Origin of the sequence: Novacetimonas sp. GS1, assembly GCF_036686925.1 — a bacterium.
GTDB lineage: Bacteria > Pseudomonadota > Alphaproteobacteria > Acetobacterales > Acetobacteraceae > Novacetimonas > Novacetimonas hansenii.
Map to the genome: position 1 here is coordinate 1,008,976 of NZ_VSZP01000001.1, position 17,473 is coordinate 1,026,448.

Genomic DNA, 17,473 nt, shown 5'->3' on the forward strand with positions numbered 1-17,473 from the left:
CCTGCCCAAAGAAGGGTTATCCCTTCTTTTTACGAACTCTTTGTGCGCGCCTTTCGATGCCGTCACGTTTATCTTCTGGCAATGTATCATACAAATCGTCCACTTCCTGTGGACTTGTAATCAAGTCATGGACGATTTTGTTAAGCAATTTTAATGCGGCTAAGAAAGTAGCTTCATTATCGTCCTCGTACATTATCAATGTTTCACTGCTATTTTTAGCAATGTCAGGGTGAAGAACTTCGTTTCCTTTAATCCTTATAAAATCGCACGCCTTTTGTACTGTTGGAGAGACTTTATGTTCATCAACAAGTGTTTGAATTGCAGTATCAAGATGCTTTACTTCTGTAACGCTATAAATGAGCTTTTCCATACAAGCCCGTAAAAACGCCAAACCTGCTTTTGGCGATATAACGCCTAACTTACATGCCTCATGAAAATCTTCATGACATATTTCAGGTAAATCCTTTGGCATAGGCCAATTTAAATCTTTTGGATAAAGTAAGTGCCCTCTTAACCATATGCTACCTTCGTAACAATTATCACAAAATGAAAAAGAAATATTTGTAACTCGTGCTGCTTGTGTTCTATGAGATCGACTTATAAGAATTTCTTTCTGAAAGTCTGCCCACTCTTCTGAGTATTCCGTTATCGGAGTACTGGGATCAAAAACCGCACCATTATGCCATCTTTGGTAAGCTGTAACGCCGCAATAAGGGCAAGGAAACGATTGCTGTCCAAATCTCGGGTCCGTGTCCAACGCTTTACGCCTTCGCTAAAATAGAACGAGAAGCATATTTTACGTAAAGCATGGCCCATTGGAAATATGTCATTTCTTGGGCAGCAGGAATGCCAAGCTACAGACGCCCAACATAAGCAAGGGGGCGCCGATGTAGGCGCCAAACTCATCCTCTTGCCTCCGCATATGTAACTTTAAGGCAAGCCCTAATGTGACGGAAGCGATGTTACACCTTTTTGTCACTTTAGAGTTGTTTGTTAGTTTTTGTGACATTACATAGGGAAAGGTCTTAGAGGCTAAAGTTACACATTGAGGTTACAGCGCATGATCTTTGGATACGCACGCACCAGCACCACGGAGCAAGAAGCAGGGCTGCAAGCCCAATGCCGTGACCTGGAGGGGAATGGTTGCGCACGCATATATGCGGAACAAATCAGCGCTACGGCACACTCACGTCCAGAACTGTCTCGGGCACTGGATCATATGCGTGCAGGTGATACGCTCATGGTCACAAAGCCTGATCGCCTCGCGCGTTCCACCGCCGATTTGCTTACCCTAGTGGAAACCATAAAGGGCAAAGGCTGTGAATTGGTCATTTTGTCGATGGGTGGCCAACGCTTGGACACGAGCAACCCCACAAGCAAGCTAATGCTAACCATGCTTGCCGCTATAGCGGAGTTTGAGCGTGATCTCATGAAGGAAAGGCAAGCAGAGGGAATCGCAAAAGCCAAGGCAGATGGGCGCTATAAGGGACGCAAACCCTTGAACGAATCCACCCGTAAACAGGTTATAAAACTACATGCCGAGGGATTAGGGGTAACAGCGATAGCCAGTGAGTTGGCAATAAGCCGCATGACAGTTTACCGCGTCTTAAAAACGAAGATTAAGAATGTTTAATATTACAATATTGTAATCTAGCAACTACCTGTAGCTAGCACAGTTTAAGCACATCCAAATTTTTTATGCGTTATAACAGTATATTAAGTGTGTTTTGTCCATTTGGTAAGGGAGAGGTCGACAGTTCAATCCTGTCCAGCAGCACCACGATTTTCCAGTAAAAATAATAAAAAACAGCCATTTCTGGTGTGTTTCCGGCTTCTTGCATCTCAGGTGCCGGTCCGGGCGTTTGCGTGCGTGCCGCCTGATTCGATGCCAGTTCCCTGATTGCCATGGCAAAGTCGATAGAGCGGTTTCAGGCCATGCCGGGTAGGGTGGGACATATGTCCACCACCTATGATCTCATCCCTATAGGCGTCAGGCGTCAGTTTGGCATAGCCGGTGACCGGTCCTGATCTCGCTCCAGTCTCCGTCCAGTTGCAGTTTTAATAGATCCCTGTAAGCGCAGTAATGCCAGATCGCCCATGTGTGGCGAAGGCTGTGCGGCGTATGGTCAGGCACGAAAAAACGGCGTGCGGTTTTCTGCCCGCGCGGAACCTATTCCCGCACATGACCCGGTAGTCCAGCGCGATGACATGCGCCGGACCAGCCTGATTTTATCTGGCCGCCATACTGCCGTCCGGTATCGTGATATCGATCCCCCAAATGATGCGGGGGCAAGGCGGAAAACGGCGGTGAGCGCATTGGCACAGCCGCACCGTTCCCGGCGAAATGTCTGGGGAAAACATGGCTGTAGCAGCCTGATCGCCATCCCGACATATGGATCAGTCAGACAGGCGACCCCTTCGCGGGTCGCTGCGCCCGCCATTCGTGGCGCGCCAGCGATGGGGAGTGATCGCGATTTCTGCCCCCCACACATTGACCCGCACCGCCTCATCACACCGTCCCGCCGCTTGGTGCGTCAGCACGGCGGGTGACTTGTGTGGCATTGCGCTACACCATACACGCCCTGAAAGACGTCACATTTTGGGAACGGGATGCCGAACTGGCGATTTTTATCATTCCATATCAATGGATTGCGTCGAAAGAGGGGGGATAATCATGGGCGGTTCATGGCTATCCCCCTTGGCGGCCTTTGTTATTTCTTCTCATCTGTTGAGGCGGCAACCTGATTGGCATGGTGCGCCGCATAGGATGCCGTCCGTGACATTGCGCCAAATTGTGCCGTATGGACGGGCTGCGGCTCAATGCCCTGACGCGCAGTGACACTGTCCGGTGGTGTCTGATGCGGGTCGTGGGCGCACGCGCCAAGGGCAATGACGGTGGTGAGCAGGGCAAGCTTTTTCATTTTATGTCCTTGGTGATGGGTCATCGGGGAGGCTGCTTGCTGTCCCTTCCCGAGTCTGTTCCTGACAGCCGTTTCGAATCACAGTGCATTCCATAACAGGGCGTTCCATAATTGTGGACACATGGTTGTTCCTGGCCAATTTTTTCAGGGGCGCGTGCGTGCGGTCCGGGGCCTGTCGGAGTGCTGGTGGTCATCGGATGCTGCGTCCACTCCTCGAATTTAGCAAGACGTCCCACGATCCTGACCTGTGTGGATCGATTGCGGGTCAGGCATAGGAGCATGTGCATAAAAAGCTTCATGCAATCGTCACACCACCCCCATGGGGGGACTGCTATGGAACCGGTGCCCGCACTGTTGCAGGCCATAGTCAGAGGTGTCCGGATCATGAAAACGAAATCCGATTGCCCCCCGAAACCTGCCTGCGATCCCCATGAAGAATGGCGACTTGCCCTGATCCACGCATGGAAGAACAGGCGCGGCTACACCCGTCCGACCGATGCGGCATATCGTGTGTTTGATGAGGATTTCATCCTCGACGAATTCTGACCCGCGCGGGTTGGGGATGTCCGTGTCCTGACGGCAGGGATGTGATCCGCAGGGCGTGTCATGGGGGCGGGGGCGTTTTCCGCCACTCCGCCCGGTCATGCCCCTGTCATGCGCCCTGTCATGCGCCACTTGCTGGCGTTCGTGCTGCGTGGGGTCGTCCCCATCAGGTCGCAGCCGGATCGGCCTTGTGGTTATTGCTGCTGCGTCGTGCCGGGCGTCGCGGAATGGTATTTCTGGCGTGTATGGCCATGCCATGTCTGACCGTTATGGATCTTGCCCGATGATGGCGTGGCCCCTGTTTCCGCGTTGCCTGAATTGGGTGGTGGCTGTGTCCCGGGCTGTTCGGTCACGGTGCGTGGATTATTCCACAGCTTGTCCGATGGATTGACGCGGTTGCCACTGCTGTCCGTGGCGGAGGGCGGGTTCCGTCCGACTTCCGATGCCGCCGAATTCGCCGTGGGCGCGGGTGGGGTGGCGGGTTGCGCAAGGGCCAGTGCGGGAACACCAGCCAGGGTGGCCAGCACGCAGATGGAACGGAAGTGGATTTTCATGATGTTTCCTTTTTTGCGTAATGCCGATCGGTATCAATTCCAACAGGCCGCGTGCAAAAAGGTTGCGTGCCTGTCTGTCTGCGCCACACGATGTCACGTGTCATGGCGGGGCGGGAACAGGATGCGCCGGTTTGACCGTTCGGTACAAACCCCCACGGGCAGAACCACCGCATCCCATGGGGCATGGTGAACAGGGGGCAACCTGAACGCCCTGCCTGAATGTCACAGGCCCCGGCATGCAGGGGTCATGCCGGGGCAGGGATATGTTCATGTGGTTGCGTTCATGCGGTTGTATTCATTCGTCCGGTCCGGTTGTCTCCCCCTTGGAGGGTGGGTCGCTGGCGGGAAAGCTGTCTTCCAGCGCCTCGTCCCGGTCATGGTCTTTTTCGCTGTCCGGTTTGGGGACGGGTTTTTCGGAATCGTATTTCGTGTCCGGCATGGGGATGTTTCCTTTTCCTAATGCGGACTCCCTCAACAATGCGTCCGTGCCGGAGTTCCGGGCAGATGGCATCGTCCAACAGATTTGCAGCGGCAGCGGCGTGGGGTGCGGGTCATCTATTGGCGGCGGGTCTTCGTCCGGTCCCGGTGGGGATGTCGGGGGCATGGGGACGCCGGGCGGCATCGGTGGCACCGGCGCGGGGCATGGGGGCTGTTCAAGCCGTTTCAGGCGGTGTGGGGCACGGGCAGGGCACATGTCTGTTCTCCCTTGGGGGGACAAGGGTGGCAACGAAGCCCCCTGTGGCGGGTTCCCGATGGGCTGTGCGCCCAAAAAAAATCGCCGGGCCCATGGGAAATGGGAACCCGGCGATCTGGCATGGATGAAATCCATGTTCTGGAATATATGGTAAAAATTAAAGTAATTATTTAAAAAATTCGCAACATCACCGGACTGAAATAATAAAAGTTTTTGGGAAAGCTTTTTTCAAAAAGCTTTGAAAGACATCGCATTTCAAATGGAAAAACAATCAATCAATATTTCCCATTCCCTATCAGGGAGGGGTGTTCAGACAGCCTCTTGAATCACCCCATTTGCAGGGAATGGAAAAAATCTTCAGGTTTTTTAATGTGTTTTGAAAATCCGATGTATTTAGAAAATTACGGGAAACACATTCACCAAAAACCTTTCCTATGCCTCTGGGAGTCTGCCCCTGATTTTCCCGGCACTGTTCTGGAACATGCAAAATGCCGGGTAAGGATTTTTTCAGAGAGTGTTTGAAAATAACTTGTTGATAAAAAAACAAGGAAAGTTTTTGGGTGCTGCCTCTTGATCGAAAAAGGCGGCGTCTTTTGAAGCTTTTTGGAAAAAGGATTCACCAAAAACCTTTATAATTTCAGGATATTATTAAGACTGACTTTTCAAACAGTCTTTCAGAAACCCGCACAGGATGTTTCCTGAACGGCAGGGCAGGCACTCTGCGCATCTTGCGTGGCGCAGAGTGCCGCGGCATCTGCCCTTAATCCAGCCGGATCGAGGGTCGCACGAATACATCCAGCCAGTCTACAAGGCACGAAACGAGGCCCCGGAATGTGCCGTAAAGTTCGAACTGGTGCTGGCGATACAGCATCAGGTGAACCATGCGTGCGCTGATGCCCTTGAGCCATCCGCCACCGAACACCTTGCCACCGGGGAAGGTGCCCCAGCCATTGTAATCGCCCAGGGCGACGACCGCGCCCTTGTTATTGAAGGCAAAGGGCCGCAACTGCCCGCCATTGATCCAGCGCGGCATGTAGCGCGCAAGGTGGTGCGCCTGCTGGCGGGCGACCTGTGCGGTCGGGGCCACCGGCTTTTCCGCGATGAAGGCGCAGTCGCCCATGGCGAAGATGTTGTCATCTTCGAGAAGCTGCAACGTGGGCCGCACCTCCAACTGTCCAGAGCGCGACAGTTTCAGCCCGGCGAACCTGCGCGTCACGTCCGGTGCCTTCACACCTGCCGCCCATACACGCAGGGTGGCGGGAATGCGCGTGCCATCCTTGAGCAGGAAGCCCTTTTCATCCGCGCCGCTGACCATGGCAGAGGTCTGGACCGTCACACCGATCGCCTCAAGCTGCTTTTGCGCGGCGGCGGATACGGATTCAGGGAAAGCAGGCAGGATGCGTGGCCCCGCCTCCAGCAGCGTGATCTTCAGCGTGGGCGGCTTCTTGCCAAAGCTGTAGAGCGAGGCGAGGTCCAGCGCCTTGTGCAGTTCGGCCGCCAACTGCGTGCCGGTCGCCCCGCCGCCGACGATGGCGATGTCAAGTTCCTCGTTATTGCCAAACGCCTTGAGCAGTTCCATGCGGAAGCGTTCGTTAAAGCCGTTGGCCTCGACAAGGTTGTCGATGAACAGGCAGTGCTGCGCCACGCCGGGGGTGCCGAAATCATTGGCGCGGCTGCCGATCGACAGCACCAGCGCGTCGTATTCGAGCGTGCGTTCCTCCAGGATGACCTCGCCCGAGGGTTCGACCACGGGGGCAAGCGTGATGGATTTGGCCGCGCGGTCCAGGTCAGAAATCTCGCCCGGCCAGAAATCGAAATGATGGCGGCTGGCCTGCGACAGGAAACTGATGCGGTCATTTTCGTTGGCGGCCGTGCCTGCGGCAAAACAATGCAGCATCGGCTTCCACACATGGGCAAAGCTCTTGTCGACCAGCGTGATTTCCGCGCGCCCCGACCTGCCGATGGAATCGCCCAGACGCGTTGCCAGCGCCAGGCCCGCGATACCACCGCCGACAATCACCACCCGAAACTTTTGTGCCATCCTCTGCCTCTTTCACCCCTGCCGCACAGTGTCCCGGCCCCGTGGGAAAAACCCTGTCGCATTCCTGATATATCAAAACTGTTCATGTCATGCGCCCTCCATGCCGGTGCAGGGGGGCACAAGACGGCAACGGCCGACCCGGAAAAACAACCGGCCCGGCCGCACCGCCTGCGCATCATGCCGTGGCGGCCTTCACCGCCACGACCCGCGATCAGAAGAAGCCGAGCTTCTTTTCGCTGTAGCTGACCAGAAGGTTCTTGGTCTGCTGGTAATGTTCGAGCACCATCTTGTGGGTCTCGCGTCCGATGCCGGACTTCTTGTAACCGCCGAACGCCGCATGCGCGGGATAGACGTGATAGCAGTTGACCCACACGCGACCGGCCTCCAGCCCACGACCCACGCGATAGCAGGTGTTGGCGTCACGGCTCCATACGCCTGAACCCAGGCCGAACGGGGTGTCGTTGGCGATGGCCAGCGCTTCTTCTTCCGTCTTGAAGGTCGTCACGGCCAGAACCGGGCCAAAGATTTCCTCCTGGAAGATGCGCATCTTGTTGTTGCCCTTGAACACGGTCGGCTGCACATAGCACCCCTTGTTCAGGTCGCCGCCCAGGTCGGGACGCGCGCCACCGGTCAGCAGTTCTGCGCCCTCGTCCTTGCCGATGTCGATGTAGGACAGGATCTTTTCCTGGTGGCCGTGCGAATTCTGCGCGCCCATCATAGTGTTCGGATCAAGCGGGTTGCCCTGGCGGATCGCCTTGATGCGCGGCAGGGCGCGTTCGATGAACTTCTCATAGATCGATTCATGGACCAGCGCACGGCTGGGGCATGAACAGATCTGGCCCTGGTTCAGGGCGAACATCGTAAAGCCCTCGATCGCCTTGTCCAGGTAATCATCGTCATGGTCCATGACGTCGGCAAAGAAGATGTTCGGTGACTTGCCACCCAGTTCCAGCGTCGCGGGGATCAGGTGTTCGGCCGCCGCATGGGCGATCATCTTGCCCGTGGGGGTGGAACCGGTGAACGCGATCTTGGCGATGCGGTCGCTGTTGGACAGGGCGGCGCCCACGTCCTTGCCCAGGCCGTTGACGATGTTCAGCGTGCCGGGCGGGAACAGGTCCCCGATCAGTTCCATCAGCACGAGTATGCTGGCGGGGGTGCTTTCGGCGGGCTTCATCACGACGCAGTTGCCGGCCACCAGCGCGGGGGCGAGCTTCCACGACCCCATCAGCAGCGGGAAGTTCCACGGGATGATCTGCGCAACAACGCCCAGCGGTTCGTGGAAGTGGTAGGCAATGGTCGTTTCCGTGATCTCGCTCAGGGTGCCTTCCTGCGCGCGGATGCAGCCTGCGAAGTAACGGAAATGGTCGATCGCCAGCGGGATGTCGGCGGTCAGCGTTTCACGGATGGGCTTGCCATTGTCCCATGTCTCGGCCCGGGCGAGCAGGTCGAGGTTCTGCTCCATGCGATCAGCAGCCTTGAGCAGGATCAGCGCACGATCGGCGGGGGAGGTATGGGCCCACGCGGTCTTTGCCTTGTGCGCGGCATCAAGGGCGAGTTCCACGTCAGCGGCGGTGGAGGCGGGAACTTCGCAAAGCACGCGACCATCGACCGGCGAGGTGTTCGTCAGGTAATGGCCTTCGATCGGCGGCAGCCACTTGCCACCGATATAGTTTTCATAACGAGCCTTGAACGGCGGCTTCTCGGTCGTGTAATCGGAAGACATTTGTCATGTTCCCTTGTGGTTTTATTGTCGCCCGGCATGTATTCCATGGGAGTATGAAATACAGTTCCGTGGCGAACCAATCGTCCGGCGTTGCCGATCCCGGCGCAGGGGCACCTGATACCCGTATCCCGAACCCGTATCGCGACAAGGGAACGCGATGGGGGCATTCATGTGCGGAACCCTGTTTTATTTCTGTTATGGCATTGGTTGCTTGGACTTCTGTACCGGGATGAAATATTCGCGCATTTTCCACCCCGGTCTGCCGGTATCAGGGATCGGCGAGGAAAGAACAAAACCGCCGGATACAGCGGAATGTCTATATCCATCCGTATATAGATAAATTGTGATCCGCAAGCGCGACAAATATCACGTATTCGTGATCCAGACACCGAATGTCATAATGAAACCTGTAAAAATCTATATATAACAATATGTTATAAATTAATTGTTTTCCGTATTTTCAATAAATGAAACATGATGAAAGAGCAGTTGCATAAAAGAGCAGCCGTGACAGGGTGGGGGATCACGCGTCCTGGCGCCACAGGCCCGGGGTGGATGGTCTTTGCGTGGTTGACAGGGTGCCATCCCCGATAAAGGCGGCCTTCCCCCCGCCGGGCGCATGCAGGGCGTGTCAGAAAGGGGGAGGGAAAGCTTGGCCGGAATTGTGCAATATCCAGCCGGATTCTGGAACAGACGGGTTTCAGGGCGGCGTTTCGTGCAAAATCGGTGCAGGGGCGTGGCATGCATGGGACACGGGGCGCACGGGCATATGGATGGGGCTGACGCTGGCGGGGGCATGCGGTATCACGCGCAGGACCGACCAGATTACAAGGAAGCAGGCAATGACCCAGCAGATCCCGACCCCCGCCATCGCAGAAGACCCCACCGCACAGGGGAAGGCCGCCGCCGTGCGGGGGGAGCCGTTGATTGAAAATCCGTTCAAGGAAGACACCCCCGAATTCGCACAATGGTCGGCGGGATGGTGGAGCGTGCGCGAAAATGACGGTGATGAAGATCCGCTAGATCAGGCATGACGCGCGGTTCCCGGTTTTTTCGGGGTGGAAGACGACGGATGTATCGTGGGGTTGTTTCCAGAAAATGGATGATGATCCAAAGGGGTTTTGAAAAAAATACCCTTATGCCCGTCGTCATTGTGTCACGTGCATTGTGTCACGTGCGCGGATTACATTGATGTGACTTCATCACGTTGTTACCACATCCGTGTTGTATGGTTATTCAGATGTGTCATTAATAACGAACAGTAACCGCTGTTTTCCCAAACGGTTGTGACTGTTCTCAGGTTGGCGGCACTCCTTCGGGGGTGTCGCCTTCTGTGGTGCCGGGCGTGTCTTTACTGTTCCGGCGGCCTGATCTGCCTTGAAATAAAGACCTGTCCGTTGTGATTGTGGGCAGGGGAGCGCGCACAGAATATTCCCCCGGACAGATTCTTCTGGTCGCTTTTGCCATCAGGCGACCAGTGCGCCACTGGTTTGTCCGTCCTTTCCCAACATGACTACATAATATCGCCGCAGTGCCGCCCGGTATCCCGCTATCCCGGCATGTGCCCGCGCCAACGGCCGATCATGTGCCTGCCCTGTCGTGGACCATCATTCGCGATATCGAGGTCGAACGGAACCTGTAACCCGGCCGGTTCGACCTGTCGGGTTATGAAATGTGCAAGTTGCAGCAGGTGCTTAGAGACCGTTTGAAACGTCAGGCGCGATAACGTACTGAAATGATAAAGGTTTTTGGTGAAGCTTTTTCCAAAAAGCTTCAGAAGACGCCGCCTTTTTCGATCGAAAGGCGGCACCCAAAAATTTTTCCTGTTTTTTATCAATGAGGTGTTTTCAAACAGTCTCTTACCGGCGGCATGCGTATGTTGCGCCGGTGTGTGGAGGTGATTTTGCGCGAACCGGACAGTCACTGGGCCAGGGTGTGAAGGAAGGAAATCCGGCATGACAGGACCATCATGCCCCTGCGGGCCGAATTGTAATATGCATCCCCCCACCCCATATCCGCCACGTCATCAGAAGGCGTGTGGGAACGTTTTTCAGCAGGCGTCACAGGGGCGTTGTTGGTAAAAAATGCCCGCGTCAGAAAATCTTGTTATTTCTGTCAATCAGTTATTTAAAAAACAGGTGCGCATGGGGGGCGGGAATGTGATTGATCGTGATCTGCAGGTTGAAATGCTGATGTCCATGCAGGCGGCAGGCGGGACGGTTGCGGTACAGACCCCGCCGGGGGCGGATGAACAGAAATGCGCGCGCAACCTGCTCGACCTTGAATTGCAGGGATTCTGTACTGGTGGCGTGTCCGCAACGGCACAGGGATTTCGCATCATGGGCGAAAGCACCATCACCGATGCAGGACGCCAGTTTCTGGCCCGACCGGAAAATGTGCAGATTACGATGAAGGGGCCTGACATGGTTGCGGCCCTGCGGCAACGCATCCTGAATGATCCCGCTTTGTCGGAAGAAAAGCGGCGCGACCTGCATGCCGCACTGGATTCGATGCACCCGCTGACGCTGACGGCGCTTGGTCGTGACCTGCTGGGCGCCGCGATTGAGGACGGGCCGCATGCCATAGCACTCCTGCGCAGGCATTCGGGCATCTGACCTGCACATCCCGGACGGCCCACGGGGCATGGGGGCTGCGTGCGTCGGGGCTGCGTGCGTCATCCATATTGGCGGAGTCCCGGTGTGGACCCGCCTTCAAAATTGATGACATAAGATTGCGCTCGGCCCATTCTGGCGGTGCCGCCCCCGCACCCGTGTCATGGCTGCAATGTTTCAGCACAGGACGACATGCCAGCGGATGCGAAAGATGTCGCGTCATCGTGACCAGTACCCCGCCGGGGGGTGGGGGCAGTGGCGGCATGTCGCATATAATCTTGATTCCACGGGATAAATCCCGGTGGCGCATAGCCTGCGGCACAGGCACAGATACCGGGAAACAACAGTTCCACGATGCCGCCACAGCTATTGTGCAATTTAGGGCATAAACTCTAACTGCTTGAAATTATATGGGAAAATGGTGCCGACACTCGGAATTGAACCGAGGGCCTACTGATTACGAATCAGTTGCTCTACCCCTGAGCTATGTCGGCGAAAGTTGAGCGCTTGATATCCGACGTTTAACGCGGATGCAATATGCCAAATGCGCCATTCCTCAATTTAATTCGCGTTGTATGCTGTGTCCGGCATGAGAACATTCATCAAGACCCTTCCCGCCCGGCTGGGCTGTCATTCGTCCGGGACCGCCCATAATCCTGTGGTGCGGCACCTGCGTGTCATTGGCGGCCTGGCGGAATGCCCCGGTTGCGGACTGTACCAGCATGTGCCCGAATTACAGCCGGGGCAGCTTGCAACCTGCCCGCGCTGTGGGCAGCACCTGCAACGGCGCAGGCGCACCGCCCCCCTGGCGGCGCCGCTGGCGTTCTGCATCAGCTCGGCTGCGTTCTATCTTGCGGCGCTGGCGTCCTCGCTCATGACACTCAATGTCTATGGGCGCGAACGCACGGTGGACCTTCTGACAGGACCGATGGAGCTGATGCACGAAGGGTGGGGGGAGGCCGGGTTGCTGGTGGGGGCGGTGACGATCATGGCGCCCGCCGTGGCCATCGGCCTGATGTTCGCCATCCTGTATGCGGGCACACGCCCGACCCTGCCGAACTGGGCGCCGGGCATCCTGATCTGGTATGAAAAGCTGCGGCCATGGTCGATGGTGGAGGTTTATATCCTTGGCATCTTCGTCGCCTATACCAAGCTGACGGATATGGCGCATGTCGATGTCGGCCCGGCGGTGTACCTGATCGGTGGCCTGATGCTGACGATGGCGGTCAGCGATTCGACACTGGATACCGAACGGATCTGGAAACATCGCCCGGTGGATTCACTGACGCGCATGGATGACGGGGCGGTGGTGGAAATCGCGCATGTCCATGTGGATGATGTCGGCATGCCGCCTGTCGAACGCCTTGTCGCGTGCCCGTCATGCGGGCTGGTGGGGGAGATGGAACACCCCGTCAGCAACCTGCGCTGTGTCGGGGCGTGCCCGCGCTGTGGCCACAGTGTCTGGCGGCGCGCGCCGGAATCGCTGACGCGCACGACGGCCTATCTGATCGCGGCGGTCGTCTTTTACATCCCGGCCAACCTGTATCCGGTCATGACCTTCATGCGCATGGGCGGCGGGAGCGGGCATACCATCATCGAAGGGGCGCTCGAACTCTGGAGCGATGGAATGATCCCCCTGTCGCTGCTGGTCTTTTTCGCCAGCATCACGGTCCCGATGCTCAAGATCGCCAGTCTGGCCACCATGGTCATCATGACATGGCGCGGGTCACGGCGCGGGCTGGCGCAGCGTACGCGCCTGTTCCGCGTGGTTGATATGGTGGGGCGGTGGTCGATGATCGACGTTTTCATGATTTCCATCCTTGTGGCGGTGGTCCGTTTCAACGCGATGGCCACCGTGACCGCCAATGCCGGAATGGTCGCATTCGCCGCCGTCGTGGTGCTGACGCTGTTTGCGGCATGGAGCTTTGACCCCCGCATCATGTGGGACGCGGCCGGCATGAACGGCAGGCTGGTCGATGGCCTTCCCCGTGCCGTGCTGAAGATGCATGACACAGACACCGACACCGCGCAGGGGCCGTCGCGTCCCGCACAAACATCCGCGGCGGCCCCCCGCCCCGCTGCCAACATGGAGCCGAACCAGGCGTGAACGATACCCCGAACGATCCCCGCAACGGGCGCTCGCCCACCCCCATCGCGCAGTCCGATACGCGCACATACCGGTTTTCCGTCATATGGCTGGTGCCCCTCGTCGCCCTGCTGATTGCGGGCTATCTTGGCTGGCGGGGGCTGACGACGCGCGGCCCGGTGATCACCATCACCTTCGACACCGCCGATGGCCTGACCAGCGGCCAGACGGAGGTGAAGAGCAAGTCTGTCTCTCTCGGCACGGTCGAATCGATCCGGTTGAGTGATGACCTGCATCATGTGGAGGTGGGCGTGCGCATGACGTCCGCCGCATCGCGCATGATGACCAGTAACGCGCGGTTCTGGGTGGTGCGTCCCCGCATCAATGGCGCCAGCATCACCGGCCTGGAAACCGTCATGTCCGGGGCCTATATCGCCATGGACCCCGGTGAGCCGGGGGGACGCCACACCACGTTCTTCAAGGGGCTGGAATCCCCGCCCGGTGTGCGGTCGGACCAGCCGGGCCATACCTATACCCTGATGACGCCCACCCTTGGTTCCATCGGGCAGGGCGCACCGATTTTCTTTCGTGATGTCGTCGCGGGCGAGGTGCTGGGCTATACCCTGCCGCCGGGCGGGCGCGGGCCGATCAAGGTGCAGATTTTCGTGCATGCCCCCTATGACCAGTATCTGCGGACCGATACGCGTTTCTGGAACGTATCGGGCGTGCAGGTCGGATTGGGCGCTGGTGGCCTGAAGGTGAAGCTCCAGTCGCTTCAGGCGCTGCTGTCGGGTGGCATCGCGTTCGCGCCACCCGATGCGCGGGACGAACATCTGGTGCAGGCCAGTTCGGACAGCGTCTTTCGCCTGTATGACAGTCAGGAAGAGGCCGATGCCGCCGGTTATCGCGAACGCATCCCGCTTGTCACCTATCTTACCAGTCCTGTCGCGGGCCTGACGAAGGGCGGGCGGATGACCATGTTCGGCATTCAGGTCGGCATGATCGATGATGTGAAGCTGCTGGTTGACCCCCATACAGGACAGGCGCGCGTGCGCGTGGCGATGGAGCTGCAACCCGAACGCGTGCTGAACGATCAGGAGGTTCCCGCCGATGCCCTGCGCAGCCTGCTGCATATGCAGGTGGCCAACGGGCTGCGTGCCTCGGTACAGAGTGCGAGCTTCCTGACCGGCGAATCCGAAATCGCGCTGACCTTTGTCAAGAACGCGCGGGCCGCCACCATGACACAGGAAGGCGACGCGCTGGTCCTGCCGGGGCAGGCGGGCGGCATGGCGGGCATCATGGATTCGGTGTCCACCATCACGGATAAGGTCGCGGCGATGCCGTTGACGCAGGTGGGCGAAAACCTGAACAACCTGCTGGCCCACGCGGATGCGCGCATCAACAGCGCGGACATGCGGCAGGGGCTTTCGTCGTTGCGGGCGTCCATGGAAAACCTGCAGGTGATTTCCCACGATGCACGCGCACAGATGCCCCAGCTTCTGGCAGGGCTGGACACCACGCTGAAGAACGCGAACTCGCTACTGTCGAGCTATGGTGGCGATACGGATTTCCACCGCAACCTGCAACAGATGGTCGTACAGCTTAACGAAGCGGCGCGTTCGCTGCGGTTCCTGTCCGATTTCCTTACCCGCCATCCCTCGGCGCTGATTACTGGACGATAATGCGATGACCCAGCCCTTGAGCATCCTGCCCTTTGCGCCTGCACTGCGCCGCGCGGCACTGGCGCTGGCGGCTGCGACCCCGCTGCTGGCGGGTTGCGGTTCGTCGGACCCGACGCTCTACAGCCTTGCCCCCACGCAGGGCAGCACCGTGGGACAGGCCCCGGCCGTGATCGAGGTTCGCACCCCCGGCGTGCCGCCCACGCTGGACCGCGATCATATCGTGGGCCAGCAGGCGAATTACAGCCTGACCACCCTGTCCGGTGCGGCGTGGAGCGAACCCCTGTCGCAGATGATTGGCGAAACCCTGACCGCCGACCTGCAACAGCGCCTGCCCGGCAGCAGCATTTTTGCGCAGAATAATGCGACAAGCATGCCGGCAAAGGCTTTTGTCGAACTTGACGTGACGCAGTTCGCCCGCGATGCGTCGGGGCAGGTGCGCCTGTCAGGCACCCTGTCTGTCCACCGCGCCGGCGATGCGCAAGGCGGCACCGCACAGGCCTTTACCCTGACGACACCATCGGGCGGCGGGGCGGTGGCCATGGTTGCGGGGCTAAGCCAGCTTCTGGGGCAGGTGGCCGACAGTGCGGCGCAGCGTCTTCAGACATTGCCCCCCGAAGAAGCACCGCATCACGCCAGGTGAAGGCATGTTATGCCATCCGCGCGCTGCCCGCCCCCGGCAGTGCGCATTCCTTCCCCCCCCTGACCTGTTTGATGAAGTCATGGTTTCCAAAGGGTAATACCCTTTGGTGGGGGTTCGGGGGCAACGCCCCCGCCTGCATTGCGGCAGCCTGTATGGGCGATGCGCGCGCAGCCCATCCCCCGGCAATCGCGTACTCCTTCCCCCCCCTGACCTGTTTGATGAAGTCGCGGTTTCCAAAGGGTAATACCCTTTGGTGGGGGTTCGGGGGCAACGCCCCCGCATACATTGCGGCAGCCTGCATTGGGCGATGCGCGTGCCGCCCGCCCCCCGGCAGCCGCGCATTCCTTACCCCCCCGGATCTGTCTGATGAAGCCACAATTTCCAAAGGGTCATGGGGGGCAACGCCGCTGAATTCAGTCAATCGTGTTGGCATAGTCCTTCAGATGACTGACGAATTTCAGACCCTTTGCGGCTTCGGGGTCTATGAAATGGACGTCATCGGGGGCGCGGCGTGGGGTATCGGCGGCGAAGAAGATGACAGGGGCCGTGCCGATCGGCCTGACGCCATGTACGACATTGCGCAGGAAGGATACCATCTGGCCCGCCTGTAACGTGCGGGGCGGTTCGTCCTCGATCAAAAACTCCAGCTTGCCGCGTAACAGCAGCAGGTGTTCGTCACACTGCGTATGATAATGGCGGGGCAGGGGGTGATAGATGCGGAACAGCCGCATGCTCGCTTCCACCGAATCGCTCAGATAGGCATCCACGATCAGCGTATCGGCCTGATCTGGGAACTGCTTCATGATCTCATCGAAATCCGCGAATCTGTATCGCTCGTTCATTGCGCGTCCTTCCATATGTCCGGGGAAGTCCAGATATATGGGGAAGTCTAGCGCGGGATGGCCTGTACGGCCCATGGCGCACCAACGAAAAAAGGCACCCGTCGGGGTGCCTTTGCCGTGATCCGCCAGAAATGCGCGATATCAGACTTTCTCGACCTGATTGTATTCGAGATCGACCGGTGTGGAGCGGCCAAAGATGGAGACGCTGACGGTCAGGCGACCCTTTTCCTCGTCCACTTCCTCGATCGTGCCGTTGAAGGACGTGAACGGACCATCGGCCACGCGGATCTGTTCCCCCACTTCGAACGTGACAGAGGGACGCACGCGCTCGACGCCTTCCTGCGCCTGCTTCATGATCCGCTCGGCCTCGGCCTTGGGAATGGGCGACGGCTTGGTCTTGCTTCCCAGGAACCCGGTCACTTTGGGGGTGTCCTTGACAAGGTGCCATGCCTCGTCCGTCAGTTCCATGTTGACCAGCACATAGCCGGGGAAGAACTTGCGTTCGGAATTGACCTTCTGTCCGCGACGCACCTCGGTCACTTCCTCGGACGGGACCAGGATTTCCCCGAAATGGTCGGCCAGTCCCTTCTGGGCGGCCTGTTCCGTGATGTGCTGGGCGATCTTCTTTTCAAAGCCCGAATAGACGTGGATGACATACCACCGCTTGGCCATGGCTGAACTCAGCCTCCCAGTCCAAATAATTTACGCACGCCAAGGCCGATCACCTCGTCGACGAGGAAGAAAAATACCGATGCCAGCCCGGCCATCGCCAGGACCGCGCCCGTCGTCATCAGTGTCGCGCGGCGTGTGGGCCATGTGACCTTTTTCGCCTCTGCGCGGACTTCTTCTACAAATTTCGCGGGACTGACCGACACGAAACATCCTTCCTGCAACACCCGACGCGCCTGACCGGGATGCCCGGCGGGCGCGGGGGCCTGAAATCCGGTCAGCACGGCGTCGCCCTGACCAAAATATGCCAAGCCGGAAGGGAGGAAATTATCCCGACCGGAGAATGGCAGGGGTGGAGGGTCTCGAACCCGCAACCTCCGGTTTTGGAGACCGGCGCTCTAGCCAATTGAGCTACACCCCTGCAAAGCCGCTATCGACCTGCCAGCGGGGATGCGACGATATGTCC

19 protein-coding genes and 2 tRNA genes are annotated in these 17,473 nt (G+C 58.2%); 7 read left to right on the forward strand and 14 right to left on the reverse strand.

All coding sequences use genetic code 11. The annotated features are described in order from the left end of the window. Positions 1–16 precede the first annotated feature (16 nt). Positions 17–757, reverse strand: a complete 741-nt coding sequence (locus FYB92_RS04670; RefSeq protein WP_332828293.1) for a DUF4145 domain-containing protein — start codon at positions 755–757, stop codon at positions 17–19. A gap of 303 nt (positions 758–1,060) precedes the next feature. On the opposite strand from FYB92_RS04670, the gene FYB92_RS04675 reads away from it, so the two are divergent. Beyond that, positions 1,061–1,633, forward strand: a complete 573-nt coding sequence (locus FYB92_RS04675; protein WP_075632730.1) for a recombinase family protein — start codon at positions 1,061–1,063, stop codon at positions 1,631–1,633. A gap of 70 nt (positions 1,634–1,703) precedes the next feature. On the opposite strand, the gene FYB92_RS04680 is transcribed toward FYB92_RS04675, so the two are convergent. The 3 genes from FYB92_RS04680 to FYB92_RS04690 all read right to left on the reverse strand — a co-directional run bounded on the left by FYB92_RS04680 (position 1,704) and on the right by FYB92_RS04690 (position 2,921). After that, positions 1,704–1,907, reverse strand: a complete 204-nt coding sequence (locus FYB92_RS04680) for a hypothetical protein (protein ID WP_075632731.1) — start codon at positions 1,905–1,907, stop codon at positions 1,704–1,706. 490 nt (positions 1,908–2,397) lie between these two features. Next, positions 2,398–2,562 carry a hypothetical protein gene (locus FYB92_RS04685; protein ID WP_175576277.1) on the reverse strand — a complete coding sequence of 55 codons (165 nt, stop codon included), beginning with the start codon at positions 2,560–2,562 and terminating at the stop codon, positions 2,398–2,400. A 149-nt stretch (positions 2,563–2,711) separates the two neighbouring features. Next, positions 2,712–2,921, reverse strand: coding sequence for a hypothetical protein (locus FYB92_RS04690; RefSeq protein WP_064305516.1), 210 nt, complete (start codon positions 2,919–2,921; stop codon positions 2,712–2,714). Between the two features lie 384 nt (positions 2,922–3,305). Here FYB92_RS04690 and FYB92_RS04695 point away from each other — a divergent pair, with 384 nt between their 5' ends. Next, entirely contained in the window at positions 3,306–3,467 is a 162-nt protein-coding gene (locus FYB92_RS04695) for a hypothetical protein (RefSeq protein WP_175575179.1), read from the forward strand. Between the two features lie 191 nt (positions 3,468–3,658). On the opposite strand, the gene FYB92_RS04700 is transcribed toward FYB92_RS04695, so the two are convergent. The 4 genes from FYB92_RS04700 to FYB92_RS04715 all read right to left on the reverse strand — a co-directional run bounded on the left by FYB92_RS04700 (position 3,659) and on the right by FYB92_RS04715 (position 8,476). After that, complete coding sequence (locus FYB92_RS04700) at positions 3,659–4,018, reverse strand: hypothetical protein (protein WP_003621945.1); 360 nt, start codon at positions 4,016–4,018, stop codon at positions 3,659–3,661. 295 nt (positions 4,019–4,313) lie between these two features. Further along, entirely contained in the window at positions 4,314–4,712 is a 399-nt protein-coding gene (locus FYB92_RS04705) for a hypothetical protein (RefSeq protein WP_332828294.1), read from the reverse strand. Positions 4,713–5,472: 760 nt separating this feature from the next. Further along, complete coding sequence (locus FYB92_RS04710; RefSeq protein WP_332828295.1) at positions 5,473–6,753, reverse strand: NAD(P)/FAD-dependent oxidoreductase; 1,281 nt, start codon at positions 6,751–6,753, stop codon at positions 5,473–5,475. A 211-nt stretch (positions 6,754–6,964) separates the two neighbouring features. Beyond that, positions 6,965–8,476, reverse strand: coding sequence for an aldehyde dehydrogenase family protein (locus FYB92_RS04715; protein WP_003621955.1), 1,512 nt, complete (start codon positions 8,474–8,476; stop codon positions 6,965–6,967). A gap of 842 nt (positions 8,477–9,318) precedes the next feature. On the opposite strand from FYB92_RS04715, the gene FYB92_RS04720 reads away from it, so the two are divergent. After that, the gene (locus FYB92_RS04720; protein WP_062810009.1) at positions 9,319–9,510 is read left to right on the forward strand and encodes a hypothetical protein; all 192 of its coding nucleotides are present in this window, start codon (positions 9,319–9,321) and stop codon (positions 9,508–9,510) included. A gap of 515 nt (positions 9,511–10,025) precedes the next feature. Here FYB92_RS04720 and FYB92_RS04725 read toward each other — a convergent pair. After that, on the reverse strand, positions 10,026–10,433 hold the full coding sequence (locus tag FYB92_RS04725) for a hypothetical protein (protein WP_332828296.1): 408 nt from the start codon (positions 10,431–10,433) through the stop codon (positions 10,026–10,028). Between the two features lie 202 nt (positions 10,434–10,635). Here FYB92_RS04725 and FYB92_RS04730 point away from each other — a divergent pair, with 202 nt between their 5' ends. Next, complete coding sequence (locus tag FYB92_RS04730; protein ID WP_040512882.1) at positions 10,636–11,091, forward strand: hypothetical protein; 456 nt, start codon at positions 10,636–10,638, stop codon at positions 11,089–11,091. Positions 11,092–11,507: 416 nt separating this feature from the next. Here the strand turns inward: FYB92_RS04730 and FYB92_RS04735 are convergent. Continuing rightward, positions 11,508–11,582 (reverse strand) — tRNA-Thr (locus tag FYB92_RS04735). 95 nt (positions 11,583–11,677) lie between these two features. Here FYB92_RS04735 and FYB92_RS04740 point away from each other — a divergent pair. From FYB92_RS04740 to FYB92_RS04750, 3 genes are read left to right on the forward strand one after another with little or no spacing between them, the layout of a single operon-like run. After that, a complete protein-coding gene (locus tag FYB92_RS04740; protein ID WP_003621965.1) occupies positions 11,678–13,195 on the forward strand; it encodes a paraquat-inducible protein A in 1,518 nt (505 codons plus the stop codon). A gap of 44 nt (positions 13,196–13,239) precedes the next feature. Further along, complete coding sequence (locus FYB92_RS04745; protein ID WP_225578822.1) at positions 13,240–14,856, forward strand: intermembrane transport protein PqiB; 1,617 nt, start codon at positions 13,240–13,242, stop codon at positions 14,854–14,856. A 4-nt stretch (positions 14,857–14,860) separates the two neighbouring features. Next, the gene (locus tag FYB92_RS04750; RefSeq protein ID WP_062809445.1) at positions 14,861–15,496 is read left to right on the forward strand and encodes a membrane integrity-associated transporter subunit PqiC; all 636 of its coding nucleotides are present in this window, start codon (positions 14,861–14,863) and stop codon (positions 15,494–15,496) included. Positions 15,497–15,909: 413 nt separating this feature from the next. On the opposite strand, the gene FYB92_RS04755 is transcribed toward FYB92_RS04750, so the two are convergent. The 4 genes from FYB92_RS04755 to FYB92_RS04770 all read right to left on the reverse strand — a co-directional run bounded on the left by FYB92_RS04755 (position 15,910) and on the right by FYB92_RS04770 (position 17,428). Next, complete coding sequence (locus tag FYB92_RS04755; RefSeq protein WP_239016111.1) at positions 15,910–16,299, reverse strand: cupin domain-containing protein; 390 nt, start codon at positions 16,297–16,299, stop codon at positions 15,910–15,912. A 180-nt stretch (positions 16,300–16,479) separates the two neighbouring features. Continuing rightward, positions 16,480–17,010 carry a transcription termination/antitermination protein NusG gene (gene nusG / locus FYB92_RS04760; RefSeq protein ID WP_003621974.1) on the reverse strand — a complete coding sequence of 177 codons (531 nt, stop codon included), beginning with the start codon at positions 17,008–17,010 and terminating at the stop codon, positions 16,480–16,482. A gap of 8 nt (positions 17,011–17,018) precedes the next feature. Continuing rightward, positions 17,019–17,213: a preprotein translocase subunit SecE gene (gene secE, locus FYB92_RS04765; RefSeq protein ID WP_040512887.1), complete on the reverse strand. Its 195-nt coding sequence runs from the start codon at positions 17,211–17,213 to the stop codon at positions 17,019–17,021. Positions 17,214–17,351: 138 nt separating this feature from the next. Continuing rightward, positions 17,352–17,428, reverse strand: a tRNA-Trp gene (locus FYB92_RS04770). Positions 17,429–17,473 lie beyond the last annotated feature (45 nt).

What these genes read in the sequence shown, in the direction of transcription:
- FYB92_RS04675 (WP_075632730.1), top strand. Translation starts at nt 1,061, where the DNA reads ATGATCTTTGGATACGCACGCACCAGCACCACGGAGCAAGAAGCAGGG.
- FYB92_RS04680 (WP_075632731.1), bottom strand. Translation starts at nt 1,907, where the DNA reads ATGGCAATCAGGGAACTGGCATCGAATCAGGCGGCACGCACGCAAACG.
- FYB92_RS04685 (WP_175576277.1), bottom strand. Translation starts at nt 2,562, where the DNA reads ATGCCACACAAGTCACCCGCCGTGCTGACGCACCAAGCGGCGGGACGG.
- FYB92_RS04690 (WP_064305516.1), bottom strand. Translation starts at nt 2,921, where the DNA reads ATGAAAAAGCTTGCCCTGCTCACCACCGTCATTGCCCTTGGCGCGTGC.
- FYB92_RS04695 (WP_175575179.1), top strand. Translation starts at nt 3,306, where the DNA reads ATGAAAACGAAATCCGATTGCCCCCCGAAACCTGCCTGCGATCCCCAT.
- FYB92_RS04700 (WP_003621945.1), bottom strand. Translation starts at nt 4,018, where the DNA reads ATGAAAATCCACTTCCGTTCCATCTGCGTGCTGGCCACCCTGGCTGGT.
- FYB92_RS04705 (WP_332828294.1), bottom strand. Translation starts at nt 4,712, where the DNA reads ATGTGCCCTGCCCGTGCCCCACACCGCCTGAAACGGCTTGAACAGCCC.
- FYB92_RS04710 (WP_332828295.1), bottom strand. Translation starts at nt 6,753, where the DNA reads ATGGCACAAAAGTTTCGGGTGGTGATTGTCGGCGGTGGTATCGCGGGC.
- FYB92_RS04715 (WP_003621955.1), bottom strand. Translation starts at nt 8,476, where the DNA reads ATGTCTTCCGATTACACGACCGAGAAGCCGCCGTTCAAGGCTCGTTAT.
- FYB92_RS04720 (WP_062810009.1), top strand. Translation starts at nt 9,319, where the DNA reads ATGACCCAGCAGATCCCGACCCCCGCCATCGCAGAAGACCCCACCGCA.
- FYB92_RS04725 (WP_332828296.1), bottom strand. Translation starts at nt 10,433, where the DNA reads ATGCCGGATTTCCTTCCTTCACACCCTGGCCCAGTGACTGTCCGGTTC.
- FYB92_RS04740 (WP_003621965.1), top strand. Translation starts at nt 11,678, where the DNA reads ATGAGAACATTCATCAAGACCCTTCCCGCCCGGCTGGGCTGTCATTCG.
- FYB92_RS04750 (WP_062809445.1), top strand. Translation starts at nt 14,861, where the DNA reads ATGACCCAGCCCTTGAGCATCCTGCCCTTTGCGCCTGCACTGCGCCGC.
- FYB92_RS04755 (WP_239016111.1), bottom strand. Translation starts at nt 16,299, where the DNA reads ATGAAGCAGTTCCCAGATCAGGCCGATACGCTGATCGTGGATGCCTAT.
- nusG (WP_003621974.1), bottom strand. Translation starts at nt 17,010, where the DNA reads ATGGCCAAGCGGTGGTATGTCATCCACGTCTATTCGGGCTTTGAAAAG.